At 63.4% G+C, this 22,674-nt stretch carries 24 protein-coding genes; 7 read left to right on the top strand and 17 right to left on the bottom strand.

The genetic code is table 11. The features are described 5' to 3' along the window. Positions 1-774: 774 nt before the first annotated feature. Entirely contained in the window at positions 775-1,941 is a 1,167-nt protein-coding gene (locus J2X19_RS08675) for an acyltransferase family protein (RefSeq protein ID WP_310372456.1), read from the top strand. A 475-nt stretch (positions 1,942-2,416) separates the two neighbouring features. On the opposite strand, the gene J2X19_RS08670 is transcribed toward J2X19_RS08675, so the two are convergent. From J2X19_RS08670 to J2X19_RS08625, 10 genes are all read right to left on the bottom strand, one after another. Then, positions 2,417-3,730, bottom strand: coding sequence for a lactonase family protein (locus J2X19_RS08670; protein WP_310372453.1), 1,314 nt, complete (start codon positions 3,728-3,730; stop codon positions 2,417-2,419). A gap of 99 nt (positions 3,731-3,829) precedes the next feature. Beyond that, positions 3,830-4,516: an ABC transporter ATP-binding protein gene (locus J2X19_RS08665; RefSeq protein ID WP_310372452.1), complete on the bottom strand. Its 687-nt coding sequence runs from the start codon at positions 4,514-4,516 to the stop codon at positions 3,830-3,832. Continuing rightward, complete coding sequence (locus J2X19_RS08660; RefSeq protein WP_310372451.1) at positions 4,516-5,271, bottom strand: ABC transporter ATP-binding protein; 756 nt, start codon at positions 5,269-5,271, stop codon at positions 4,516-4,518. Before J2X19_RS08660 ends, J2X19_RS08665 begins: the two co-directional genes overlap by 1 nt. After that, complete coding sequence (locus tag J2X19_RS08655; protein WP_310372449.1) at positions 5,268-6,419, bottom strand: branched-chain amino acid ABC transporter permease; 1,152 nt, start codon at positions 6,417-6,419, stop codon at positions 5,268-5,270. Before J2X19_RS08655 ends, J2X19_RS08660 begins: the two co-directional genes overlap by 4 nt. A gap of 1 nt (position 6,420) precedes the next feature. Next, positions 6,421-7,335 (bottom strand): branched-chain amino acid ABC transporter permease, encoded by a 915-nt coding sequence (locus J2X19_RS08650; protein WP_310372447.1) that lies wholly within the window; start codon positions 7,333-7,335, stop codon positions 6,421-6,423. Between the two features lie 38 nt (positions 7,336-7,373). Beyond that, on the bottom strand, positions 7,374-8,060 hold the full coding sequence (locus tag J2X19_RS08645) for a flagellar brake protein (protein ID WP_310372445.1): 687 nt from the start codon (positions 8,058-8,060) through the stop codon (positions 7,374-7,376). 51 nt (positions 8,061-8,111) lie between these two features. Continuing rightward, complete coding sequence (locus tag J2X19_RS08640) at positions 8,112-9,041, bottom strand: adenylate/guanylate cyclase domain-containing protein (protein ID WP_116607905.1); 930 nt, start codon at positions 9,039-9,041, stop codon at positions 8,112-8,114. Between the two features lie 72 nt (positions 9,042-9,113). Then, positions 9,114-10,127, bottom strand: coding sequence for an LD-carboxypeptidase (locus J2X19_RS08635; protein WP_310372442.1), 1,014 nt, complete (start codon positions 10,125-10,127; stop codon positions 9,114-9,116). After that, a complete protein-coding gene (tadA, locus tag J2X19_RS08630) occupies positions 10,124-11,215 on the bottom strand; it encodes a tRNA adenosine(34) deaminase TadA (RefSeq protein ID WP_310372663.1) in 1,092 nt (363 codons plus the stop codon). The genes J2X19_RS08635 and tadA overlap by 4 nt, the downstream gene beginning before the upstream one ends. Positions 11,216-11,301: 86 nt before the next feature. Beyond that, entirely contained in the window at positions 11,302-11,505 is a 204-nt protein-coding gene (locus J2X19_RS08625; protein WP_116607908.1) for a hypothetical protein, read from the bottom strand. Between the two features lie 133 nt (positions 11,506-11,638). On the opposite strand from J2X19_RS08625, the gene J2X19_RS08620 reads away from it, so the two are divergent. Beyond that, the gene (locus tag J2X19_RS08620; protein WP_310372440.1) at positions 11,639-11,974 is read left to right on the top strand and encodes a hypothetical protein; all 336 of its coding nucleotides are present in this window, start codon (positions 11,639-11,641) and stop codon (positions 11,972-11,974) included. A 10-nt stretch (positions 11,975-11,984) separates the two neighbouring features. Here the strand turns inward: J2X19_RS08620 and J2X19_RS08615 are convergent, their stop codons facing one another. Next, positions 11,985-13,901 carry a sensor histidine kinase gene (locus J2X19_RS08615; protein WP_310372438.1) on the bottom strand — a complete coding sequence of 639 codons (1,917 nt, stop codon included), beginning with the start codon at positions 13,899-13,901 and terminating at the stop codon, positions 11,985-11,987. Beyond that, positions 13,867-14,571 (bottom strand): response regulator, encoded by a 705-nt coding sequence (locus J2X19_RS08610; protein ID WP_310372436.1) that lies wholly within the window; start codon positions 14,569-14,571, stop codon positions 13,867-13,869. Before J2X19_RS08610 ends, J2X19_RS08615 begins: the two co-directional genes overlap by 35 nt. Positions 14,572-14,677: 106 nt before the next feature. Between J2X19_RS08610 and J2X19_RS08605 the strand changes: the two genes are divergently transcribed. Then, positions 14,678-15,241, top strand: coding sequence for a DNA-3-methyladenine glycosylase I (locus tag J2X19_RS08605; RefSeq protein WP_310372434.1), 564 nt, complete (start codon positions 14,678-14,680; stop codon positions 15,239-15,241). Here the strand turns inward: J2X19_RS08605 and J2X19_RS08600 are convergent. Beyond that, positions 15,216-15,827 carry a 2'-5' RNA ligase family protein gene (locus tag J2X19_RS08600; protein ID WP_310372432.1) on the bottom strand — a complete coding sequence of 204 codons (612 nt, stop codon included), beginning with the start codon at positions 15,825-15,827 and terminating at the stop codon, positions 15,216-15,218. The two genes, J2X19_RS08605 and J2X19_RS08600, sit on opposite strands and share 26 nt — an antisense overlap. 139 nt (positions 15,828-15,966) lie before the next feature. Between J2X19_RS08600 and J2X19_RS08595 the strand changes: the two genes are divergently transcribed. Beyond that, complete coding sequence (locus J2X19_RS08595; protein WP_310372431.1) at positions 15,967-16,524, top strand: GNAT family N-acetyltransferase; 558 nt, start codon at positions 15,967-15,969, stop codon at positions 16,522-16,524. Beyond that, positions 16,517-17,389 carry a patatin-like phospholipase family protein gene (locus tag J2X19_RS08590; protein ID WP_310372429.1) on the top strand — a complete coding sequence of 291 codons (873 nt, stop codon included), beginning with the start codon at positions 16,517-16,519 and terminating at the stop codon, positions 17,387-17,389. Before J2X19_RS08595 ends, J2X19_RS08590 begins: the two co-directional genes overlap by 8 nt. Before the next feature lie 136 nt (positions 17,390-17,525). Here the strand turns inward: J2X19_RS08590 and guaA are convergent, their stop codons facing one another. Together guaA and guaB are read right to left on the bottom strand one after the other, a co-directional pair. Then, on the bottom strand, positions 17,526-19,142 hold the full coding sequence (gene guaA, locus J2X19_RS08585; RefSeq protein ID WP_310372427.1) for a glutamine-hydrolyzing GMP synthase: 1,617 nt from the start codon (positions 19,140-19,142) through the stop codon (positions 17,526-17,528). Positions 19,143-19,212: 70 nt separating this feature from the next. Next, positions 19,213-20,682: an IMP dehydrogenase gene (guaB, locus tag J2X19_RS08580; RefSeq protein ID WP_310372425.1), complete on the bottom strand. Its 1,470-nt coding sequence runs from the start codon at positions 20,680-20,682 to the stop codon at positions 19,213-19,215. 120 nt (positions 20,683-20,802) lie between these two features. Here guaB and J2X19_RS08575 point away from each other — a divergent pair, with 120 nt between their 5' ends. Then, positions 20,803-21,291 carry a DUF4124 domain-containing protein gene (locus J2X19_RS08575; protein WP_310372422.1) on the top strand — a complete coding sequence of 163 codons (489 nt, stop codon included), beginning with the start codon at positions 20,803-20,805 and terminating at the stop codon, positions 21,289-21,291. Between the two features lie 7 nt (positions 21,292-21,298). Here the strand turns inward: J2X19_RS08575 and J2X19_RS08570 are convergent, their stop codons facing one another. Continuing rightward, entirely contained in the window at positions 21,299-21,640 is a 342-nt protein-coding gene (locus tag J2X19_RS08570; RefSeq protein ID WP_310372420.1) for an RnfH family protein, read from the bottom strand. Then, positions 21,633-22,073, bottom strand: coding sequence for a type II toxin-antitoxin system RatA family toxin (locus J2X19_RS08565; RefSeq protein WP_116607929.1), 441 nt, complete (start codon positions 22,071-22,073; stop codon positions 21,633-21,635). Before J2X19_RS08565 ends, J2X19_RS08570 begins: the two co-directional genes overlap by 8 nt. A 60-nt stretch (positions 22,074-22,133) precedes the next feature. Here J2X19_RS08565 and smpB point away from each other — a divergent pair, with 60 nt between their 5' ends. Beyond that, entirely contained in the window at positions 22,134-22,607 is a 474-nt protein-coding gene (gene smpB / locus J2X19_RS08560; protein WP_116607930.1) for an SsrA-binding protein SmpB, read from the top strand. The last annotated feature ends 67 nt before the right edge of the window (positions 22,608-22,674 follow it).

Genomic DNA, 22,674 nt, shown 5'->3' with positions numbered 1-22,674 from the left:
TTAAATGCCCAACGATGTCATAGATCCATCTATAGCCTCCTCACGAAAATTTATTTCGTGTTTTTGGTCGGCAGTAGGCACCACCTGGATATCGGCCGTGATCCTCAAGGTCAAGCCGCCTAAAGACACCGAAAATCCTAATCAGGCAAATGGGATGGGAAAGTGAAACTGCCATGCAACCCGCGTGCATGGGTTCCCGGCAGGGGGATGGGATCAAACCGTCAATTTAAAGAATTGGCCTTGTCGGATAGCCAAACGGCAAGCAGCACGAGCAAAAAGACGCACAAACCTTGCAGTAAAACTCTTTGCGTTGACTTCACGTACTCTTCCTCCTGTTCCGGAGTGGTTGGGCGTACTTTTGGGCCGACGAGAAGGAGAACTTGCGCAGAAATTAGAGGTGTAACCAGCAAACTAATGGCTAGCCAGACTGGCCACCTTCGACCAAGTTGATGCGAACCGTACGCAATCATCAATGACCCGACTATCCAGAGCAGCAAATATGGAGGAACGGACACTGCGCAACTTTCAATCTGTGAGTACTAGATACGTTTCCGATTGTTACACGCCCCAGATGTAGGCACGCCGCATGCACCAGTGTCATCAACTTTCAGCTAAATAGAGGAAATCTGGCCCCGTAATGGTTCCGGTGTGGCTCAGAACCGGCTGAACATCCTGCTGGTCCGAACTACACTCGCGACCACCGTTCAGATGGTGACTGGCACGACGCTTGCGTCAACAGGTCACGCTCGGTGCAATCTAACTCAGGGAAGAATAATGAAAACTTTTGGTAGCGTGCTGGAAGCAAACAAGGGGATAGGTCCGGGATTTGATTTTGCCCGACTGTTTCTCGCTTTTGCGGTATTGGCTTGGCACAGCCTGCTCGTACTGCCCGGCGGCTACACAAGCGCAATATTCGACAGCCCCATGTGGCTTGCGAATTACGCCATCCTCCCGATGTTCTTTGGTTTAAGCGGGTTTCTTGTCGCCGGTAGCGCAGAGCGCCTCAGTCTAAAGAACTTTGCTCTAAATCGCGGCTTACGAATTTTTCCAGCCCTTATAGTAGAAATTCTTCTTTCGGCATTTGTTCTGGGCGTCATATTTACGACGCTTCCACTAAAAGAGTACTTTACGAACTGGCTCTTTTATAAATACTTCTTGAATATCGTTGGTAAAATTAATTATTTATTGCCTGGTGTTTTTGAGGCCAATCCGTACCCCGGTATTGTTAATGGCTCGTTGTGGACGGTTCCGTTCGAGATACTGTGCTATTTGGTTCTTGGCGCCTTGATGTACACCAAGCTTTTCAAGAATGCCTGGGTAGTGCTCGCCGTTGCAATCGTTTCCGTCTTTATCGGTATAACCATTGACCAGTTGCACGAATTGATTCCTAACTCTGTCGTCATGCAGAGCGTTTGGCGTGTTTACAACGGCTCCAGAAAGGGAGCCCTGTTGCTACCGTGCTTCCTGCTCGGCGTGCTTGCATTTAGATGCCGCAACCGCATTCCGTTTAACTGGCCAACTCTGCTCCTAAGCGCCGCCGCTATGTTGGCGCTCGCCTTCCTTGGTTCGGAAAAGATGTCTCCAATAATTCTTGCATTCTGCGCACCCATCATGGTTTACATCGTGTGTTACGTCGGCTTGCTTAAAATACCCAAGATACCTTACTACCATACCGGCGACTATTCATACGGCATTTATTTGTATGCATTCCCCATTCAGCAAGCTTTGGTGCTTTTATTTCCCGGCCTCACTTCGCTAGTTCTGCATCTTTTATTTAGTATCGTACTAGTGACAATATTTGCTAGTTTCTCATGGCACGTAATTGAGAAACCGATTCTCGGACTGCGGAAGAAGTTTTCGTTTACCGCTAAGCTCCATGGAGTGGGAGTCGACAAGGATGAATCAAAACTCAAACCGGCATCTAAAAGCGTCCGAGCTTGATAGGCTGCTGGAGCGGTCGCCAGACCGCCCTCACGCTTTGGCAGCGATTAATTAGTTTTTGGCTGTAGCAACTTTGGCGGTCCTGTGTATGTCCATCCTGATACAGGGGTGACTGTCGCTGTGCCGCCGACTGCAAAGCTACCCGACATGGTGAACGGAACATTCCCACCCCCATCCACCTAGCTTCCCAATCGTCAGTGGGCATCCCAGCGCTATTGACCGCTTCGATCATGACCTTAATAGTGTCGCCATCCACACACCCAGCGTCGGCAGGAGTGATCGGCGTATCGACCATCACAAAGATGCTCGAGCACCGCGGCGAGTGCGACCTCTACATCTTGACTGATTTCTCGCCCGGACATCACTGAGCCGGACTGATAGGCCTCGGAAACCTCACCAAATCAAGCGCGATCTATAGCCTCAAGAATCACTTCGCCATTCCAAATGGCAGCCTTGCACACGGAAGCGTGTCGCCTCAGCGCACCGAAATCCCCGTAGGCCCAGCCCCGTTGCTAGCCGCCGTACCCAGCAGAGTCAACGCACCGCTAGACCCCACGCTGTACGACGACACAGTAGCATCGCTGTAGTTCGTCACGTAGGCGAAGCTGCCGCTGGGCGCCATGGCGATACCGCGCGGGCTGCCGCCGGTGGCGATGGTCGCGGCGGGCAAGGCGGTGAGCTTGCCGCTGCTGATGCTGTACTGCGACACGGTGTTGTCGCCGCCATTCGTCACGTAGGCATAGCGGCCGCCGGGGCTGACGACCACGCTGCGCGGCATGGTGCCGGTGCCGACGCTGGCCGGCGACAAGGCCGTCAGCAGCCCGCCGGAGCCTATGCTGAACTGGGCCAGTTTGGCGCTGCCCGACAGGGTGACGTAGACGTAGTTGCTGGCCGGGTCGATGGCGATGCCGGTGGGCGTGCTGCCCAGCGACGACAGGCTGACGGTGGGCGTCGACAAGGCCGTCAAGGCGCCTGTACTGCCCACGCTGTACTGCGAAATGCTGTTGCCGCTGCTATTGCTTACGTAGACGTACAGGCCGTCCGGGCTGACGGCGACGCCATAGGGGTTCACGCCGGTGGCTACCGATGCAGTGGACATGGCGCTGAGCACGCCGGTGGAGGCCACGCTGAACTGCGACAGCGTGGCGCTGCCGAAGTTGGCCACGTACAGGTATTTGCCGTCGGGGCTGATGGCCATGCCGTAGCCCGCGCTTTCGGCGCTGGTCCAGCCCAGCATGGTCAGCGCGCCGGTGGTGTCGGACACCGTGTAGACGCCGATGGCGCTGTTGTCCTGGAAGTTCACAAACGCAAACTTGCCGTCATTGCTGGTGGTAATACTGGACGGCAGATAGGTGGTGCTGACCGCCGCTGTCGACTGCGCGGCCAGCGCGCCGGTGCTGCCTACGCTGAGCTGGCCGATATTGCCGCCCAGCCAGTTGCTGGTGTAGGCCGCATAGCTGCGGCAGTTGATAACCACGCTGGACACATCGCTGCCGCCACCGCCGCTGGCATTGCTGGCCACGCAGGTCTGCCCGTCGGGCTGGGTAGCCACGCTGACCGCGTAGCTGCCGGTGACCTTGCTGCTGAAACTGAAGCTGGTGGCGCCGGAAGCCACGGCCTGGGTCAGCGTGCCATTGGCCAGCACCAGCCCGCTGCTGCTCAGGCCGTTGACCGTGCCACCCAGGGTGTATTCGCTGTCGTCGCTATCGCTACCACCGCCGCAGGCGGCCAGCAGGGAGGCCAGGGCCAGGGTGATGAAGGTGTGGCAGATGCGCGGCCGTGTGATCAAGATGTTGCTCCGTGGAGTCGGGTAAAAACTTCACAATAGCAGCGGCAGATAAAGTTTTTTAGCGCAAATGCTTCGGCTTTGTAGCAAGTGCGCGGCGGGCTAGATCTCTAGCCATTCGCGGCGCACTGCGGCATTGGCGCGCAGCTGCTGCGGCGTGCCGTCGAACACCACGCTGCCGCGGCCCATCAGCAGCACGCGGTCAGAGATGTCCAGCGCAATCGCCAGTTTCTGCTCGACCAACAGCACCGCGATGCCCTGCTGTTGCAACTGCTGCAGGCAGGCCGCCACCTGGGTGACCACCTGGGGCGCCAGGCCTTCGGTGGGCTCGTCGATGATCAACAGTTGCGGATTTCCCATCAGCGCGCGCCCCAGGGCCAGCATTTGTTGCTCGCCGCCCGACAGCACGCCGCCCAAGGTGTGCTGGCGCGCCAGCAGCTGCGGGAACAGGGCGTAAACCTTGTCAAAGGTCCACTGGCCTGCGCCCTTCTGGCCGAGCAGCAGGTTTTGCTGCACCGTCAGTCGCGGAAAAATGTCGCGGCCCTCGGCCACATAGGCGATGCCTTGCTGGGCGATTTCAAACGGCTGCCGGCCCGTCAAATCCTGGCCGTGCCAGCGCACCGTGCCCTCGCTACGCACCAGGCCCACCAAGGCCTTGGCGGTGGTGGAGCGACCCGCGCCATTGCGCCCCAGCAAGGCCACGATCTCGCCGGGGTGGACCTCGAAGGACACGCCATGCAGCACATGGCTTGGGCCGTAGTAGGCGTGCAGCTGGGCGACTTGCAGCATCAGGCGCCCCCGCCCAGGTAGGCCGCTTGCACCTGCGGATTCGCGCGGATCGCGTCCGGTGTGCCGAAGGCGATCACCTCTCCCGCCACCAATACGGCTATTTTGTCTGCCAGCGCATATACCGCCTGCATGTCGTGCTCTACTATCAATAGCGTTTTACCTACCGTCACCTCGCGGATCAGCTGGACGAAGCGGCTGGTTTCCGAGGCTCCCATGCCGGCCGTAGGCTCGTCCAGCAGCACCACACCCGCACCGCCGGCGATGGCGATGCCCAGCTCCAGCGCGCGCTGCTCGGCGTAGCTGAGGTGGGTGGCCAGCACCTCGCGCTTATCCATCAATTGCACCTGCGCCAGGGTGCGCTCGGCCAGCGCGTTGGCATCCTGCAAGCCGCCCAGCAGGCGCCAGAAGCTGTAGCCATAGCCCAGGCTCCACAGCACGCTGCAGCGCAGGTTTTCGAACACGCTGAGCTGCGGGAAGATATGGCTCACCTGGAAGCTGCGCGACAGGCCTAGCCGGTTGATCTCAAACGGCTTCTTGCCCTGGATGGGCTGGCCGTTGAGCAGAATCTGGCCGCTGCTGGGCCGGGACCGGCCGCTGACCAGGTTGAACAGCGTGGACTTACCCGCGCCGTTTGGGCCGATGATGGCCACGCGCTCGCCCGCGGCCACGCTGAGATTGGCGCCGCGGATGATCTCACTCAGGCCAAAGCTTTTACGCAGCTGGCGGATTTCCAGGGCGGGGGGCAGGCTGCTCATTTGCGTCGTGCCCACGCAAACCCTGCGGCTCCCACTGCCACCAGCAGACCGGCCGCGGCCCAGCTGGGCCAGCCGGCCGCGTCCAATGTGGCGCCGAAGAAGCGCAGCTCCGAACCCAGCGAGGCCTGCAGCTGCAGCTGGTAGACCATCTCCACCATCGCCGCCAGCCCGGTGCAGGCCAGCGCCAACGCCGCATAACGCGGCAGATCGCGCAGCTGCGGCCGAGGCCCACGCAGCAGGCTGGCAACTCCGCCCGGCGCATACACCACCATGGCCACGAACACCAGGCCCAGGTACAGCAGCCAGGCCTTGGTGATGCCGCTCAGCAGCACAAAGGCCAGCACCATCAGCACCGCGCCAACCACAGGGCCGAAAAAGTAGCCCGAGCCTCCCAAAAAGGTGAACAGCAGATAGGCGCCCGAACGCTGGCTGCCCAGCACATCGGCCGTCACGCTCTCGAAATGCAGGGCCGCCAAGCCGCCCGAAATGCCGGCAAAAAAGCCGGCCACCACGATGGCCAGATAGCGGATACGCCGGGTGTCGTAGCCCACAAACTCGACGCGCTCGGGGTTGTCGCGCACCGCATTCAGCATGCGGCCCAGCGGCGTGCGGGTAAAGGCGTACATCAGGCCCGCGCAGACCCAGGTATAGGCGGCCACCAGGTAGTACACCTGCGCTTGCGGCCCGAAGCTGATGCCAAACGGCACGCTGCCGCTGACCCGGTTCCCAGCAATACCGGCTTCACCGCCAAATACCCCGGGGAACAACCAGGCCATGGCCCCGACCAGTTCGCCCAGACCCAGGGTGACCATGGCGAAGGTGGTTGCCGAGCGTTGTGCCGTGATGCCGCCCAGCAGCAGCGCCACCAAAGCCCCGGCCACACCGCCGGCGATGGGCACCAGGCTGACCGGCAGCAGCGCCGCATTCAGCGCATGGATGGCTGCAAACGCGCCCAGGCCCGAATACACCGCATGGCCAAAGCTCAGCATGCCGCCCTGCCCCAGCAGGATGTTGTAGCTCAGGCAGACGATGGCGGCGATGCCCATCTGGGTCAGCAGGCTGTGGCCCAGGCTGCTGGTGAACACCCAGGGCGCGGCCAGCAAGAGCAGCGCGAACAGGCCCCAGGTGCGCATGTTCGATTGGCGCATATCAGTCGGCACGCTGGCCCCACAGGCCTTGCGGGCGCAGCAGCAATACCAGCACCAGTAGCGCATACGGCAGCAGTGGCGCCAGCTGGCTGAGCTTGATGCGGCCCAGCGCGTCCATGCCGGTCCAGCCCAGCACCGGCAGATCGATGCCCACAGCGAGGGTCTGCAGCACGCCGATCAGCAGCGAGGCCCAGAAGGCCCCGGCCAACGAACCCATGCCGCCGACCACCACCACCACAAACACCACCGACCCGACAGTGGCCGCCATGCCGGGCTCGGTGACAAAGGCATTGCCGCCGACCACGCCGGCCAGCCCGGCCAACGCAGCGCCGCCGCCGAACACGCCCATGAACACCCGCGGTACGTTGTGGCCCAGGGCCTGCACCGCGTCCGGGTGGGTCAGCGCGGCCTGCACCACCAGGCCGATACGGGTGCGCTTCAGCAGCAGCCAGAGCCCGGCCAGCATGGCCAGCGCCACCAGCACCATGAAGCCGCGGTAGGTGGGAAACGGCGTGCCCCAGAGCGCGAACAAAGGGCCTTCCAGCCCGGGCGGAATCGGGTAGTCGACCGGACCGCGGCCCCAGACCAGCTGCACCAGCTCGACCAGCACGGTGTTCAGCCCGAAGGTGACCAGCATTTCCGGCACATGGCCGAAGGCATGGACCCGGCGCAAACAGTATTTTTCAAAGCCCGCGCCCAGCAGGCCGACCAGCAATGGCGCCAGCAGCAGCGCAGGCCAGAAGCCCAGCCACAGGGTCAGGCTGTAGGCGAAATAGGCGCCCAGCATGTAGAAGCTGGCGTGCGCCAGGTTCAGCACGCCCATCATGCTGAAAATCAGCGTCAGGCCGGCGCTGAGCATGAACAGCATCAGCCCGTAGCTGAGGCCGTTCAACAAGGAAAGGGTAAGGAACTCCATGCAGGCTGCACTGCCCGGTCAGCCTGCCGCAGCGGCCATCAGGTGCGGTGGATCAGCAGGGTTTCGTAGACGAAGTTCTGCAGGATCGCCTGTTCGCGCGTGCCCAGGTCGTGGAAGTTGATACCGTGCGAATACACGGTCTGGAAGGTGGCGCCGTCGGCCGTGCTGCCCGCCGACTGCTGGACACTGCGGATGGAGGCGGTGGTGGCAATCGTCACCTCCTGGTTCGAGGCCTGGTCGCGCAGCGAGAACTCGATGTCCACCGTGTCGCCCGCTGTGCCCAGCGGCCGGGCCGTGGACACCAGCGCACCGCTCAGGCTGATGTCGGACAACGTGGCCATCTTGAAGTTGGCCGGGTCTTGCGGGTTCTTGATCTTCACCGGCAGATTCGCCTTGACCCGCACCGCCTTGCGCAGCCCGACCTTCTGGATCGCTGCAGGGAAGGCCAGCACCATCATGGCGTGGGGCGACTTCAGCACCGATTCCACCTGGCTGCTGAAGGTATAGACCGACACGCCGGAGAACACCCGGATGATGACCGAATCGCCCTCGTGCAGCACGGCACCTTCCTGCGGAATCTTCAGCAGCAGGTATTCGCCGGACACAAAACCGATCAGGCTGGTGTAGTGCACGCTGGGGTTGGCGGCCTTGCTGGGCATGATCTGCAGCCGCACGCCGACCTGCAAGTTCATGTCTTCAAATTCGATGTTGGCTTTTTTGGTCATGGTGTTGAGGTTGTAGTCCAGAAGCTATCTGAAATCAAAGCGCAGATAGAACTAGTAGAACGACGAATGGGTGGGTGAAAAAGTGAAATGTACGGTGGGTCCGCTGACATCGTTGAACGGCATGCCCAGCGCGATCTCGCCGGTGGCGTGCAGCTGGCAGTCGTCGCGGCGCAGTGGCACATCGGTATCGCTGCCGGCAAACCGCACCCAGGTGCCAAAGCTGCTCAGGTCGGTCAGGAAGAACGCGCCATTGCGCCATTCGATGCGCGCATGCAGGCGCGACACCCGCGGGTCGTCGATAAAAAACTCGGCCTGGTCGCCACGCCCCAGGTGCACCGGCATCTCGGAGGACAAGAAGCTGCGGCTGGTGTTCAGGTAGATCAGATGGATCTTGCCCATCGCATGGGTGTCGGGCCGCTCCATCTCGGCCAGCGAGGCCTGCATGGTGACGAATTCGGTAACCGCGCCCTCCTGCCATTCCAGCTTGTACAGCGGAATCGGCTCGGATCGGCCACGCAGGCTCACCGGCCCCAGGCTCAGAAAGCGCAGGCCCAGCGTTTCATCCACCTCGTCGACCACCGATTCGGTGACCCAGATCTGGTTGCCGCCCGACAGGTCGCTGAGCCGCGAGGCCACGTTGACCGCGTCGCCGTAGCAGTCGCCATCGACCTCGACCACTTCGCCACGGGCAATGCCGGCCTTGACTTCCATGCGGATGCTGCTGGGCCACTTCAACAGACGCAGCTGGTGGCCGCGCTGGATGGCGATGACCGCATTGGTGGCGTTGCTGGCGTCGGCAAACACGGCCAGCACACCGTCGCCCAGCTTCTTGACCACCCGGCCATGGTGGGCCAGGCAGACGTCACTGATCCACTGCGTCAGGCGCGTCACGGCCCTGGTGGCTTTTTCGTTGCCCAGGGCTTCAAAGAACGCGGTGCTTCCGGTGAGATCGGCAAATACGACGGTAGCCTGGACGACCATGCTGGAGACTTTGTTAGTTGAAAGCCAAGTTTAGTGCATACAAAGTATCTTCTTTGCCGGCTGCGCCTCTGATTATCCGTGGTGGTGGTCATGGCCATGGTGCGCATGCCCCGCATGGGCCCCGTGCGACACATGGCCCCAGACCATCAGCGCGTCCCGCCCCTGCAGGGCCAGCTCCACCTTGGCACCCACCGGCAGCAGCACTTTGGTCGGCACATGGCCGAACGGCAGATTGGTCAGCACCGGCACCTTGAGCTGGCTGCGCAGCCAGGCGACCACGGTGGCTAGGCGGAAGTTGCCGTCGTGCGGTACCTTGGTGAACTCGGTGAACTGGCCCAGCACAATCGCCTGCTGCCGCCCCAGCACGCCCGCATACAGCAGCTGGGTCAGCATGCGCTCGATGCGGTAAGGATGCTCGCCCACGTCTTCCAGAAACAGGATGCCGCCGTTGATCTGCGGAAAATACGGCGTGCCCAGCTGCGACACCAGCACCGACAGATTGCCACCCCACAAGACCGCATCTTTCAAGTAAAAATCGGCTTCGTCGCTGGTATTACCTGCGGTAGCAGCTACGGAATCCATAGCAAACTGGGCATCGTCGCGGCCCAGCCGCCAGCCCGTGCCCTCGCCCTGGCCGCAGGCCAGGTCGTCAAAGCAAGCTTCCATGATGTCGTCGGGCTCGCCCTCCACACCAAAGTCGCCTGTGAGCGCGGGGCCGGCCCAGGTGATGGCGCCGGTCGTCGCCAGCAAGGCATTCTGCAGCGCTGTGAAGTCGCTGTAGCCGACAAACTGCAGACCGTTCTCTATGGACTTGGACACGGCGGCGTAGTCGATGCCGCCCAGGATGCGCGTCAGGCCGTAGCCGCCGCGGGTGGTCAGCGCGATGTCGGCGCCACTGGCGGCCGCGCGGTGGATGGCGGCCAAGCGGGTGGCGTCGTCACCGGCAAAGCGCATATGGCTTTTCAGCGCATCGGGGTCGATTTCCACCGTATGGCCCAGGGTCTTGAGCCGGGCCACACCGCGCTTGAAAGCAGCTTTGTCGCGCACCGCGCCGGAGGGAGAGTAGATATAAATATGTTTTGTCACGTTTTAAGTATCCCATCCCCGCGGGTTTCAAGAAAAATGGTAGCTTGCCGCGCAGCCTGGGCACTCGGCGGACCGTTAAAACGCCAGTCGGGCCCGGCCCAGGGCTGCGGCAGGCCGTAAAAGCCCGGCCGGGCGAATGCGCGCAAGGCGGCGCGGTGGCCGTTGTCGGGAAACGGTGTGGCATCGGCGGGCGCGCCATCGGCATCCAGTACCAGACGGGCGCGGCAGCGTCCGGCGGGCAGCCAGGCCGGGCCATCGCCCTGCACCACCAGCACCGGGTGCTGCAAGCCCAGCCGCTCGGTCCATTCGCGCAGGATCTGGCGGTGCCAGTCCAGGCTGTGGGCCGTTTCTTTTTTCGGTTTGTCGCTGCGGCCGAAGCCGACCAGGTCGGGCACCAGCACCCGGTGCCCGGCAGCTACCAGGGCGGCCAGCATCGCGTGGTACTGGGCGCTCCAGCCGGTGGGGCTGTGCACACAGACAAAGCTGGTGGCGGCGTCGCGCGGGCCTTCGTCCAGGTAGTGCAGACGCAGGCCGGCCAGCGACGGCAGGTCGCTGAGGTAGTGCGGTGCAAAGGACGACGTACTGGGGCTGGCGGCGAAGCGGGCATCGGGCGTGCGCAAGGCATCTTCGCGCAGCGGGTGGTGGGCCAGGCGCTGCGCGGCCCGGCGCTGTTGGAAGAAGTCCTGCAGCAAGCCCGCACAGGCCTCGGCCTGCACGCCGGCCAGCACCTGGGTCTGGTGGTTCAGTTGGGGCTGGGCAAATACGTTCAGCACCGAGCCGGCGGCGCCGGTTTTAGGGTCGGCGGCGCCAAACACCACGCGCTGCAGCCGCGCATGCAGCATGGCGCCGCTGCACATGGTGCAAGGCTCCAGCGTGACGAACAGCTCGCAGCCGTCCAGCCGGTAGTTGCCCAGGGCCTGGGCGGCGGCGCGCAAAGCCGTGATCTCGGCATGCGCGGTGGGGTCGTGGCCGTCGATGGGGGCGTTGCGGCCAGTGGCGATGACGACGCCGTCCTTGATGACCACCGCGCCCACCGGCACCTCGCCGGCGGCCGCGGCCAGGCGCGCCTGGTCCAGCGCAAGCTGCATGGCGTCAAAATCGGTGAGGGTTGGCAATTGCTATTACTTATGTAGCTGCTTGCGCAGGCAGTACCTGCACCACAGGCCTAAAAGGCTTAGGGTTTGTCATCGGGCATGGCGCGTGGCTGCTGCAGCGCGGCGTCCAGCGCCTGCTTGTATTGCTGCGGCACCGAGGCGGCTGGCACGGGTGCCGATGCCGACGGGACCGATATGGCCGGCGGAGCCAGCTGCTTTTTGGCCAGCAGGCTGACCACCAGCACCACCGCGAGCAAGCCCAGAACGCTGAAGATGGCGCGCATGCAAAAAACTCCCTTGGCCGGCCGGCTGAAAGCTGCTGATTTTACGGTGGGCGGGCGCTGTCGCTATGGATAGCTACAGACCGTGGGCGGGGCACATCGAATAATCCAAAGCCATATTCCCAAGGAGTCTCCCATGCGCGTTTTCCACCCCACCCTGCCCCGCCCCGCTGTCCTCTTCAGTGCCGCGCTACTGGGCCTGGCCGCCGGCCTGCCTGCAGCCGCCGCCGAGCTGGACGACAACAGCGTCTTCTACTGCCCGCCGTCCATCATGGCGGCAGTAGGCCAGCCCACCAAGGGCATCATGTGCGACGCCCAGCAGTGCTTCAACAGCCAGACGCCCGGGCTGACCAGCGCACAAAAGACATTTCTGCTGACCGCCCAAGGCCAGTGCCGCAATCTGTCGGCCCAGGAGATCATGGACTTCTGGCCCAAAGACCTGGTCAACGACACCCAGCACGCCACCAAGTAAGGCCTGAACTTCAGGCTACGGCTTCCAGCCGCCGCAGCGGCAGCCACAGCCTGAACCGGGTGCCACCCGGTACCGTGTCCCAGGCCACCTGGCCGCCGATCGCATGCGCGCGGCGCGCCATATTCGACAGGCCACGCCCCACCTCACCCGAGGGATGGGCGCGAAAGCCCTGGCCGTTGTCCTCCAGCAGCACATAGACGCCGCCATCGGCTTCGCCGGTAGCCACCCGCAGCTCGGTGGCGCCCGCATGCTGCAGGATGTTGGAAATGCCTTCTTGCAGGATGCGCAGCACATGCAGCGCGCTGCGCGGGTCCAGCCAGTCGAGCGCCGGCACGTCCGCCACCTCCCAGCGCAGGCGCAGGCCCGAGCCCTGCAGGCGCGGCGCCAGCCGGTAGCGCAAGGTGGCCAGCAGCAACAGCAAATCGGCCTCCACCGATTCCAGCGAATCCACGGTCAGCTTCAGGTCGTCTATGCATTCGCGCAGCACCAGCGCCATCTGCGCCTCGCTCAGGCCGCCGGATTCGGCCACCTTCAGCGCGCTCATCAGCTGCGAACCCATGCCGTCGTGGATGTCCTGCATCAGCCGGTGCCGCTCCTGGCTGAGCAGCTCGCGCTGCTGCACGCTGCGCAGCTGTTCGTAGCTCTCGGCCAGCTCGGCCTCGCGGGTGCGCAGGCGCTGGGCCAGCACCGCGTTCGACTGCTCGGCGGTGGCCAGCGCCCCCACGTAGCGGTTCAGGATGACGTAGAGGAACATGCCGATCCGCGCCATGGTGGAGAACGGCCAGGCGTAGATGTGCTCCGGGTCCACCAGATAGCTCTGCATCGCCCAGTCGTGCCAGGCCACCGGCGCATGCATCAGACCAATGCTGGCCGCCACCAGGCCTTCGCGCCCGCCATGGCGCCAGGCGGCCCAGGCCATCAGCAGGGTCGCCGGTATGCCGGCCAGATTGGTCACCAGGTACGGCAGGGGCGCGAGCGCAGCGATCCAGGCCGGGTTGGTGATCAGCGGCAAGGTCACCGCACTGGACAGCAGCAACAAACCCAGCAGCGCCCGCAGCAGCCAGCGCGGTGCGGTGGGCACCAGGGTGGTCATGAACGCATACCAGGTGACCAGCAAGGCGTTGCCAGAGTTGATGCTCATCCAGCCAAACCAGGCGCTGGACATGCCCAGCGGCTCCAGCCCCACCAGGTAGCGCTGGCTGCGCAGCACCCACAGCAGGGTAAACAGCGCAAACAGCAGGTAGGTACGCTCGCGGCGCAACAGCCATACCGCCAGCGCAAACCCGCCCAGGCCCAGAAAGGCCATGCCCATCACCTCGGCCACGCCGGTTTGCAACATGCGCCGCAACCGGTAGCGTGGCTGCAGGTCCGCCGCCTCGCCCACCCACAGGCTGGACACCGTGCCACCGGCATTCGCCAGGCTGTCGATGCGCAGGCGCAGCAGCTGCGGACGCGGGCCCATGCCGTTGCCGTCCAGCGGCACCCACAGCGGGTGGTTGAAGCCGTTCCACACCACATCGCCGACGGAGCGGTACAGCAGCTGGTCGTCGCCATATACCGCGATGCGCCCTATGGTCTGCCAGCGCGGCAGGTACAGTACCAGGCCGCCGCGGGTGGCCGGTAGGCCGTCCAGCCGCACCTGTAGCCAGGTCACGCGCGGCGGCGCGCCGGTCTGCAGCTCCAGGGATTGGGGCCAGGTGTACGGCAGCGCAACCGTCTGCCAATCGGTGGGCAAGGCGGTGTCGAGTTTGGGTGGCAGCGGCGCAAACGAGCCACCCGGGCCGCTGGTCAGCTGCGCGGCCTGCAGATGCAAGGTGGTCGGGGCCGAGCGGCCGATCTCCAGCCACAGGACCAGGCCGCCGGCGAGGCCGGCCAGCACGGCAAACAGCAGGCTAAGAAAGAAGTAGGCCTTGAACCCGGGCTTCATAAATGGCTTCCAGCTGCGAGCGCACCTTGAGCTTGGCGTAGATGCGGCGCACAAAGCTCAGCACCGTGTTGCGCGACACGCCCATCAGGCCGCCTATCTCCTCGTAGCTGAAGCCCTTGGTGATGTAGTCCAGCACCTGGCGCTCGCGCGGCGACAGGCGGGCCTGTTCTTCCTGCGGCGCGCTAGGCAGCGCGAGCAGCGGCACGGGCGCGGATTCGCCGGCCATGGCATGGCGAAAGCGCGTCAGCAGCTGGCGCGCGATCAAGGGGCTGATCGGGCTGCCGCCGGCATGCACATTGCGGATTTCTTCCACCATCAGCACCGGCGTGCTGTCTTTCAGCAGATAGCCGGTGGCGCCGGCCTCCAGGCTCTGGATCACATGGGCCTCGTCGCCAAACACGCTGCTGACCATCACCATGCAGCGCGGCCACTGGCGCTGGGCCGCGCGGATGATGTCCATGCCCGGCCCGTCGGGCAGGCCCAGGTCGACCAGCAGCACATCGGCAGCCGGCTGGGTCAGCATCTGGAAGGCCTGGCGGCAGTTGGCCGCCGAGCCCTGCAAGCGCATGTCCGGCGCGGCCTGGATGGCATCGGCCAGCGCGCGCGCAAAAAACACGTCGTCCTCCACCAGGGCGACCTGGATCTGCGGCAGGATGGAGGGTTTGAACATGGCGGCATTGTCGGCCAGCAAGCCGGTTTCTGTGCGCGTGTCGCTACGAATAGCTACAGACAATCCGCCGCCTACACTGCGGCTTTTGCATTGGAGAACTCCGCCTATGACCCCGATTTGCCGCTGCGCCTGGGCCGACAGCAGCCCCATGATGGCCGCCTACCACGACGAAGAATGGGGCGTGCCCGAGCGCGACAGCCGCGCGCTGTGGGAAAAGCTGATGCTCGACGGCTTCCAGGCCGGCCTGGCCTGGAGCATTATTTTGCGCAAGCGCGAAGCCTTCCGCGCGGCCTTCGCCCAGTTCGACCCCGAGGCCGTGGCCCGCTTTACCAGCGCCGACGTGGACCGGCTGGTGCTGGACCCTGGCATCGTGCGCTCCCGCGCCAAGATCGAGGCCACCATCGGCAACGCCCGCGCCTACCTGGCCATGCAGGCGGCGGGTGAAGATTTTTCCAGCTGGATCTGGGGCCTGGTGGGCGGCGCGCCCATTGTGCTGGGCAGCGGCCCGGTGCCGACCAAGACCGCGCTGTCCGAGCAGATCTCCAAGGCGCTCAAGCAACGCGGCTTCAAGTTTGTCGGCCCGGTGATCGTCTACGCCTGGATGCAGGCCGTAGGCTTGGTGGACGACCATGCGGCCAGCTGCTTCAAACGCGCAAAGGCCAGCGACTGAGTGGTTCGTGCACGCCCAGGCCGACATGGCTGTGCACCAGCACAAACTCCCGGGCCTGCCAACGGATCGGCTCCAGCATTTGCTGCGGCAAGTGCGCACTGCGGTATGCGAGTGTCATATGCGCAGGATGACCAACGAGTCTGCGAAATCCGGCATCGACCAATACCGCATGCAGCTGCCGCTGCAGTGCAGTGACGCGGGGCGCACCGTCGCTGGCGCGCAAGACCAGGGGGCAGCGCGGATTCTGGTCAAAAGTCAGTGCCTGGTCGAGCACCACCTCGAAAGGTGGCATGGCAAGCACCGCGCCCGCCGCCTTGGCGGCTTCGACCATCTCTGGAGGCAGTTCTAGGCATTGACCCAGGTACTGCAGGGTCACATGCAGCCGTGCAGTTTTCAAGGGCGTGCCGCGCAAGCCATGGGCGGCACGCAGCCCGTCGGCCCGCTCGGCGATGCGGGCAGCCGTGCCTGGGTCTGGGAACAGCGCGAAGAACAGCGCATGGGTTTGTTTCGGCCGGGCCAGGCCCGCGCTGGGCCGCCGCGCAGGCGATGCAGCCTCGAAACCTGGCAGGACAAGCTGTTCCGGCATGCGCCTATTTTCGGAGCAGCAGAACGGCCAGGCAAGTAAGCGGCAGTTGCGTGCCCCAGGCCAAGGAGCCTGTCACTATAGGTAGGGACAGACCCGGCCCAGCAAAAGCCCAAGAATGCACTGCCATTCCTGGGATGCCATGTTCACTTTCCAAACCCTCCAGACCCCGCCCCCCCGGCCTGAGGACCACGACCACTGGCGCCTGCGCGACGGCACCCAGCTGACCCTGCGGCCCATGCAGGCGCAAGACGGCCGGCTGCTTGACGACATGCTGGAGCGCCTGTCGCCCCATGCCCGGCGCAACCGCTTCCACGGCGGCGTCAACAGCCGCCCCGCCCTGCTGGACTGCCTGCAGGCGCCCGGCCAGATGGCCTTCATCGTCACCGCCGAGCGGCAGCAGCAGTTGCAGGTGGTCGCCGAGGCCCGTTACGCCGTCGACAGCCTGGGCGATAGCGCCGAATTCGCGCTGGTGGTGGACGAGCGCTGGCAGCGTCGCGGCCTGGGCGAACGCGCGATGCGGGCCCTGGCCAACACTGCGGCGCACACCGGCCTGCGGTGGCTGCACGGCGACGTGCTGGCCGACAACCGGGCTATGCTGGCGCTGATGCGGCGCTGCCGCTTCTGCTGCACACCCGATGCCGAAGACCCGCGCCTGGTGCATGCCGAATCCGCGTTACACGTAGCCCGCCATGCATAGCCCCGCGTACCATCCGCCCGCCCCGCATCTGGCCCTGGTGCTGGGCAGTGGCGGTGTGCGCAGTATTGCAGCCCTGGGCATGGCCGAGGTGCTGGCCCGCGAAGGCATCGCCCCGGACTTGGTAGTGGGCTGCAGCGCAGGCGCCATGTTCGGCGCGTTGATTGCCCAGCAAATACCGGCCGCCGAGGCGGTGCGCATCGCCACCACGCTGTGGACCGCCGAGCTGACCCAGACCCACCGCTGGCTGGCGATTCCGCAAATGGTCTGGCCAAGCTGGGGCCGGTTTGGTGCCGACTTTGCGCTACGCGATGACCGGCTGATCCGCGCCCGCCTGCACAAAGCCTTGGGCGAGCTGCGGCTGGAGCAGCTGCCGATTCCGCTGCGGGTCAGCGCCACCGACGCGGCTACCGGCGCAGCCGTGGTGCTGCGCCAGGGCCGGGTGTCCGATGCGCTGCGCGCCAGCATCGCCATGCCCTTCATGTTTGCGCCCCAGCATGTGGACGGCCAGCGGCTGGTGGACGGCTTTGTGTCCGACCCGCTGCCGGTCAGCGCTGCCGACGATGCCTATGCGGTGATCGCCCTGGGTTTCGAGGCCCTGATGCCACAGCGGGTCAACAAGCCTTCGCGCCTGCTGGCCCAGACCACCTCGGCCATGACCAACAACCTGATGCACGCCCGGCTGGCGGCCGCCGAGGCCGATGGCATGCGGCTGCTGCGCATCTTTCCGCGGCTGGAGCGCCGGGTTGGCCTGTTCGATACCGCCGCCATGCCCTACCTGGTGGAGCAAGGCCGGCTGGCCACCGAAGCGTTGCTGCCCAACATCATCGCGCTGCTGGAACGGCGGCCACAGCTGGTGGCGGCTTAGGCTTAGCCGCCCAGCGCAAACAAAAAAGCCTCCCCATGCATTAGGCACGGGGAGGCATTTTTTAGATATTAAATCAGCCCTTTACGCATACTGGACAAGCGCAAACAGCTATCAATTCAATAGTATCTACGCAACATCATTCCCACTCGATGGTGGCCGGTGGCTTGCTCGACACGTCGTAAGTCACGCGGTTGATGCCGCGCACTTCGTTGATGATGCGGCCAGACACCTTCTTCAGCAGCGCGTAGGGCAGCTCGGCCCAGTCGGCGGTCATGAAGTCGCTGGTCTGGACCGCGCGCAAGGCGACCACGTAGTCGTAGGTACGGCCGTCGCCCATCACGCCCACGCTCTTCACCGGCAGGAACACGGTAAAGGCCTGGCTGGTCAACTGGTACCAGGTCTTGCCCGTGGCTTCGTCCTTGAAGTTGTGCAGCTCTTCGATGAAGATTGCGTCGGCCCGGCGCAGCAGGTCGGCGTATTCCTTCTTGACTTCGCCCAGAATCCGCACACCCAGGCCGGGGCCGGGGAACGGGTGGCGGTACACCATGTTGTACGGCAGGCCCAGGGCCACGCCGAGTTCGCGCACTTCGTCCTTGAACAGCTCGCGCAATGGCTCCAGCAGCTTGAGACCCAGCTCGGCCGGCAGGCCACCAACGTTGTGGTGGCTCTTGATGGTGACGGCCTTCTTGCTCTTGGCGCCGCCGGACTCGATCACGTCGGGGTAAATCGTGCCCTGGGCCAGCCATTTCGCACCCTTGGCACCCTCGCCCTTGAGCTTGGCGGCCTCTTGCTTGAACACAGTGACGAACTCGCCGCCGATGATCTTGCGCTTGGCTTCGGGGTCGCTGACGCCGGCCAGTTTGCCCAGGAACAGATCGGAAGCATCGGCACGGATCACCTTGGCGTGCAGCTTGCCGACGAACATGTCCATCACCATATCGCCTTCGTTCAGGCGCAGCAGGCCGTGGTCGACGAACACGCAGGTCAGTTGGTCGCCGATGGCGCGGTGGATCAGTGCTGCAGCAACGGAAGAATCGACACCGCCGGACAGGCCCAGGATCACTTCTTCGTCACCCACCTGTTCGCGGATGTGCGCGACGGCTTCGCTGATGTAGTCGCCCATCACCCAGTCGGGCTTGGTGGCGCAAATGCCCAGCACAAAGCGGTTCAGCAGCGCCTGGCCTTGCACCGTGTGGGTGACTTCGGGGTGGAACTGAACGGCGTAGAACTTGCGCGCCTCGTCGGCCATGCCCGCGATAGGGCAGCCGTCGGTGCTGGCCATCAGCTTGAAGCCGGGAGGCAGCTCGGTGACCTTGTCGCCATGGCTCATCCATACGTTGAGCATGCCCTCGCCTTCCGGCGTGGTGAAGTCGGCAATGTCTTTCAGCAGAGCGGTATGACCGCGAGCGCGCACCGCCGCAAAGCCGAATTCGCGGGTATGGCCGGTTTCCACCTTGCCACCCAGCTGCTGCGCCATGGTCTGCATGCCGTAGCAAATGCCCAGCACCGGCAGGCCCAGATCGAACACCGCCTGGGGTGCACGGTCGGTCGTTTCTTCGGTTACGCTGGCATGGCTACCGGACAGGATGATGCCCTTCAGATTGCCGTCGGCCGCATAGGCGCGGACCCATTCGTCACTCACATCGCAGGGATGGACTTCGCAAAACACATGGGCTTCGCGCACGCGGCGGGCGATGAGTTGGGTAACCTGGGAGCCGAAATCGAGGATGAGGATTTTTTGATGGGTAGACATGGACGTGGGGGTCAAAATCAAAAACGGGCAGCGCCTGGCTGCCCGGATGGAGACTACTTACCGGCTGCGCTCACTCCGAGCGGTAGTTCGGGGCTTCTTTGGTGATCTGCACATCGTGGACATGGCTTTCTCGGATGCCGGCCGAGGTGATTTCTACAAACTCGGCCTTGTCCTTCATCTCGTCGATGGTGGCGCAACCACAGTAGCCCATGCTGGCACGGATACCGTCGGCCATCTGGAAAATGATCGAAACCATGGAACCCTTGTACGGCACCCGGCCCTCGATGCCTTCGGGCACCAGCTTGTCGGCGTTCGGATTGCCGGTGCTGACTTCCTGGAAGTAGCGGTCGGCACTGCCCTGCTGCATCGCGCCAATGCTGCCCATGCCGCGGTAACTCTTGTAGCTACGGCCCTGGAACAGCACGACTTCACCCGGTGCTTCCTCCGTACCAGCGAACATGCCTCCCATCATCACGGTGCTGGCACCGGCGGCGATGGCCTTGGCGATGTCACCGCTGTAGCGGATGCCGCCGTCGGCAATCAGGGGCACACCCGAGCCACGCAAGGCGGTAGCCACATTGTCGATGGCCATGATTTGCGGCACACCCACACCGGCCACGATGCGGGTGGTGCAGATGCTGCCAGGGCCGATGCCGACCTTGACCGCATCAGCGCCGGCTTCCGCCAGGGCCAAAGCTGCGGCACCGGTGGCGATATTGCCGCCGATGACGTCGATATTTGGGTAGTTTTGCTTGATCCAGCGCACGCGGTCGATCACGCCTTTGCTATGGCCATGGGCGGTATCCACCACGATGGCGTCCACACCGGCACGCACCAGGGCTTCGACACGTTCTTCAGTGCCCTCACCTACGCCAACTGCTGCACCTACGCGCAACTGGCCTTGTGCGTCACGGGCTGCATTCGGGAAACTGGTTTGCTTGGTGATGTCCTTGACGGTGATCAGGCCCTTGAGCTCGAATGCGTCGTTGATAACCAGCAGGCGTTCCAGCTTGGACTTGTTCAGCAGCGCCTTGGCCTCGGCCAAGGAAGCGCCTTCCTTGACGGTGACCAGCTTCTCGCGCGGCGTCATGATTTCGCTGACGAGCACGTCGTAGCGGGTTTCAAAGCGCAAATCGCGGCTGGTGACGATACCGACCACCTTGCCACCGTCGCAGACAGGGAATCCGGAAATGCCCAATTGGGCCGACATATCGATCACCTGGCGCACGGTGTGGGTCGGGGTGATGATCACCGGATCGCGCAGCACACCGGACTCGTAGCGCTTGACCTTCAGCACTTCAGCGGCTTGCTGCTTGGGCGTAAAGTTCTTGTGCACGATGCCCATGCCACCTTCTTGCGCCATGGCGATGGCCAGACGGGCTTCAGTCACAGTGTCCATGGCGGCGGACACGAGCGGAAGGTTCAGGGTGATATTGCGCGACAGACGGGTCGCAAGAGACGTGTCCTTGGGAAGGACTTGGGAGAACGCTGGCACCAACAACACATCGTCGAAAGTGAGCGCTTTTCCTAGCAGGCGCATATACAAAGCTCCAAAAAGCAGATTGTACTAGCCTGCGCTCACCCACTTCTTTACCAGGTTATGACAATCCCGGCCTCACTCCGCTTGGAAAAGTACGGCTGCCCCAGCTAAACTTGCGGAATGCAAATTCACAAAGCCCTCGTCGTCGCCTTTGGATGTGTCCTGTCGTTGGCCGCATCTGCGCAATGGCAGTGGCTGGACAACAGTGGCAACAAGGTCTTTAGCGACCGCGCGCCGCCCCCTGACATCCCCAGCAAGAACATCCTGCGCCAGCCCGGCGGATCGCCCAAAGCCAAACCGGTGGCGGCGGCCGAAGCCCCTGCATCTGCAGCCTCGGCGCCCAAAATCAGCGGTACCGACAAAGCTCTGGAAGAAAAAAAGAAACAGGCTGAAGACGCAGAAGCCGCTAAACGCAAAGCCGAAACCGACAAAATTGCGGCTATCAAGGCAGAAAACTGCCAGCGTGCCAAGCAATCCAAGGCCAACTACGACTCCGGCATGCGGATCGCCCGGGTCAATGAAAAAGGCGAGCGGGAAATTCTGGACGATGCCGCCCGGGCCGCCGAGACCAAGCGTCTGCAGGACGTGATGGCCTCCGACTGCCAATAACAAACGGCTAATAACCTGCCTTCGCCCCAGCGCGCTTCTTGGCAAACAAGCCGGTGCCCCGCGTACCCTGGCTGGCAAAGCGCTCCCGGCGAGCCACCTTGGGGTCTACGGTCAACGGGCGGTACAGCTCGACCCGGTCGTAGGCTTGCAGCAGCTGGCTTGGTACAGCCGACCTGCCCCATACGCCCAACGTATAGCCAGTCGCATCCAGGCCGGCAAACGGTTCCAAGCCCTGGCAGGCCGCCAAGGCATCGCCGACACAGGCACCCTGCGGTAGCTCAAACACCAGCTCACAGGCCTCGCGCGGTTCGGGAGACCAGACCACGGTGATCTGCAACAGCTTAGCCATACACCTGTTCGGCGCGCTTCACAAAGGCATCCACCAAGCTACCGGCAATCCGGTCGAACACCGGGCCGACCAAGGCCGACAGGGCGATGTTGTCGAAGCCATAGTGCAGCTGCAGATCGACCCGGCAGGCACGCTGGGTGCCGTCACCTACCGGGGTGAAGCTCCAGGTGCCGTCCAGGTTGGAAAACGGCCCCTTGATCAACTTCATCACCACCTGGCGCCCCTCTACATGGGTGTTCTGGGTGATGAACTTCTGGTGCAGGCCGCTGAAAGCGATGCCGACTTCGGCCGTCATGCCGCTGCCGTCTTCCGACAGCACAGCGGCATGGTCGCACCAGGGCAGAAACTGCGGATACTGCGCAACCTGGGTGACCAGCGCGAACATTTCTTCGGCGCTGTACCAGATGAGGACGGACTTATGGACGTTTTTCATAGAATGGAGGGCTGCGCGGGATTGTAGAACCAGCTTTGCGCTCCCCTCACCTCGTACCCCATGGCCAAAAAACCCGATACCAATACCCGCATTGCCGACAACAAAAAGGCCGCCTTCAATTACTTCTTCGAGGAGCGCATCGAGTGCGGCTTGGTACTGGAAGGCTGGGAGGTCAAGTCCCTGCGCGAAGGCAAGGTACAGCTGACCGACGGCTATGTGGTGGTGCGCAATGGCGAGCTGTTCATCATCGGTTGCCAGATCCACCCGCTGAATTCGGCCTCGACCCATATCAGCCCCGACAAGGTGCGCACCAAGAAGCTGCTGCTGCACAAGGAGCAGATCAAGAAACTGATCGTCAAGGTCGAGCAAAAAGGCTACACCCTGGTGCCGCTGAACCTGCACTGGAAGGCCGGCAAGATCAAATGCGAGATTGCTTTGGCCAAGGGCAAGGCCGAGCACGACAAGCGCGACACCATCAAGGACCGCGAAGGCAAGCGCGAGGTCGAGCGCGCCATGAAATCCCGCCAACGCTAGGCACGCTGGGCGCTGGCCAAGGCCGACAACCTTGGTAAAACTGCCCCTGGCTTCGGCTCATAATGTT

The organism is Rhodoferax ferrireducens, from assembly GCF_031458075.1.
GTDB lineage: Bacteria > Pseudomonadota > Gammaproteobacteria > Burkholderiales > Burkholderiaceae_C > Rhodoferax_B > Rhodoferax_B ferrireducens_A.
Note: the sequence above shows the minus strand (reverse complement) of the source record. Positions and strands in the feature narration are given on the sequence as shown.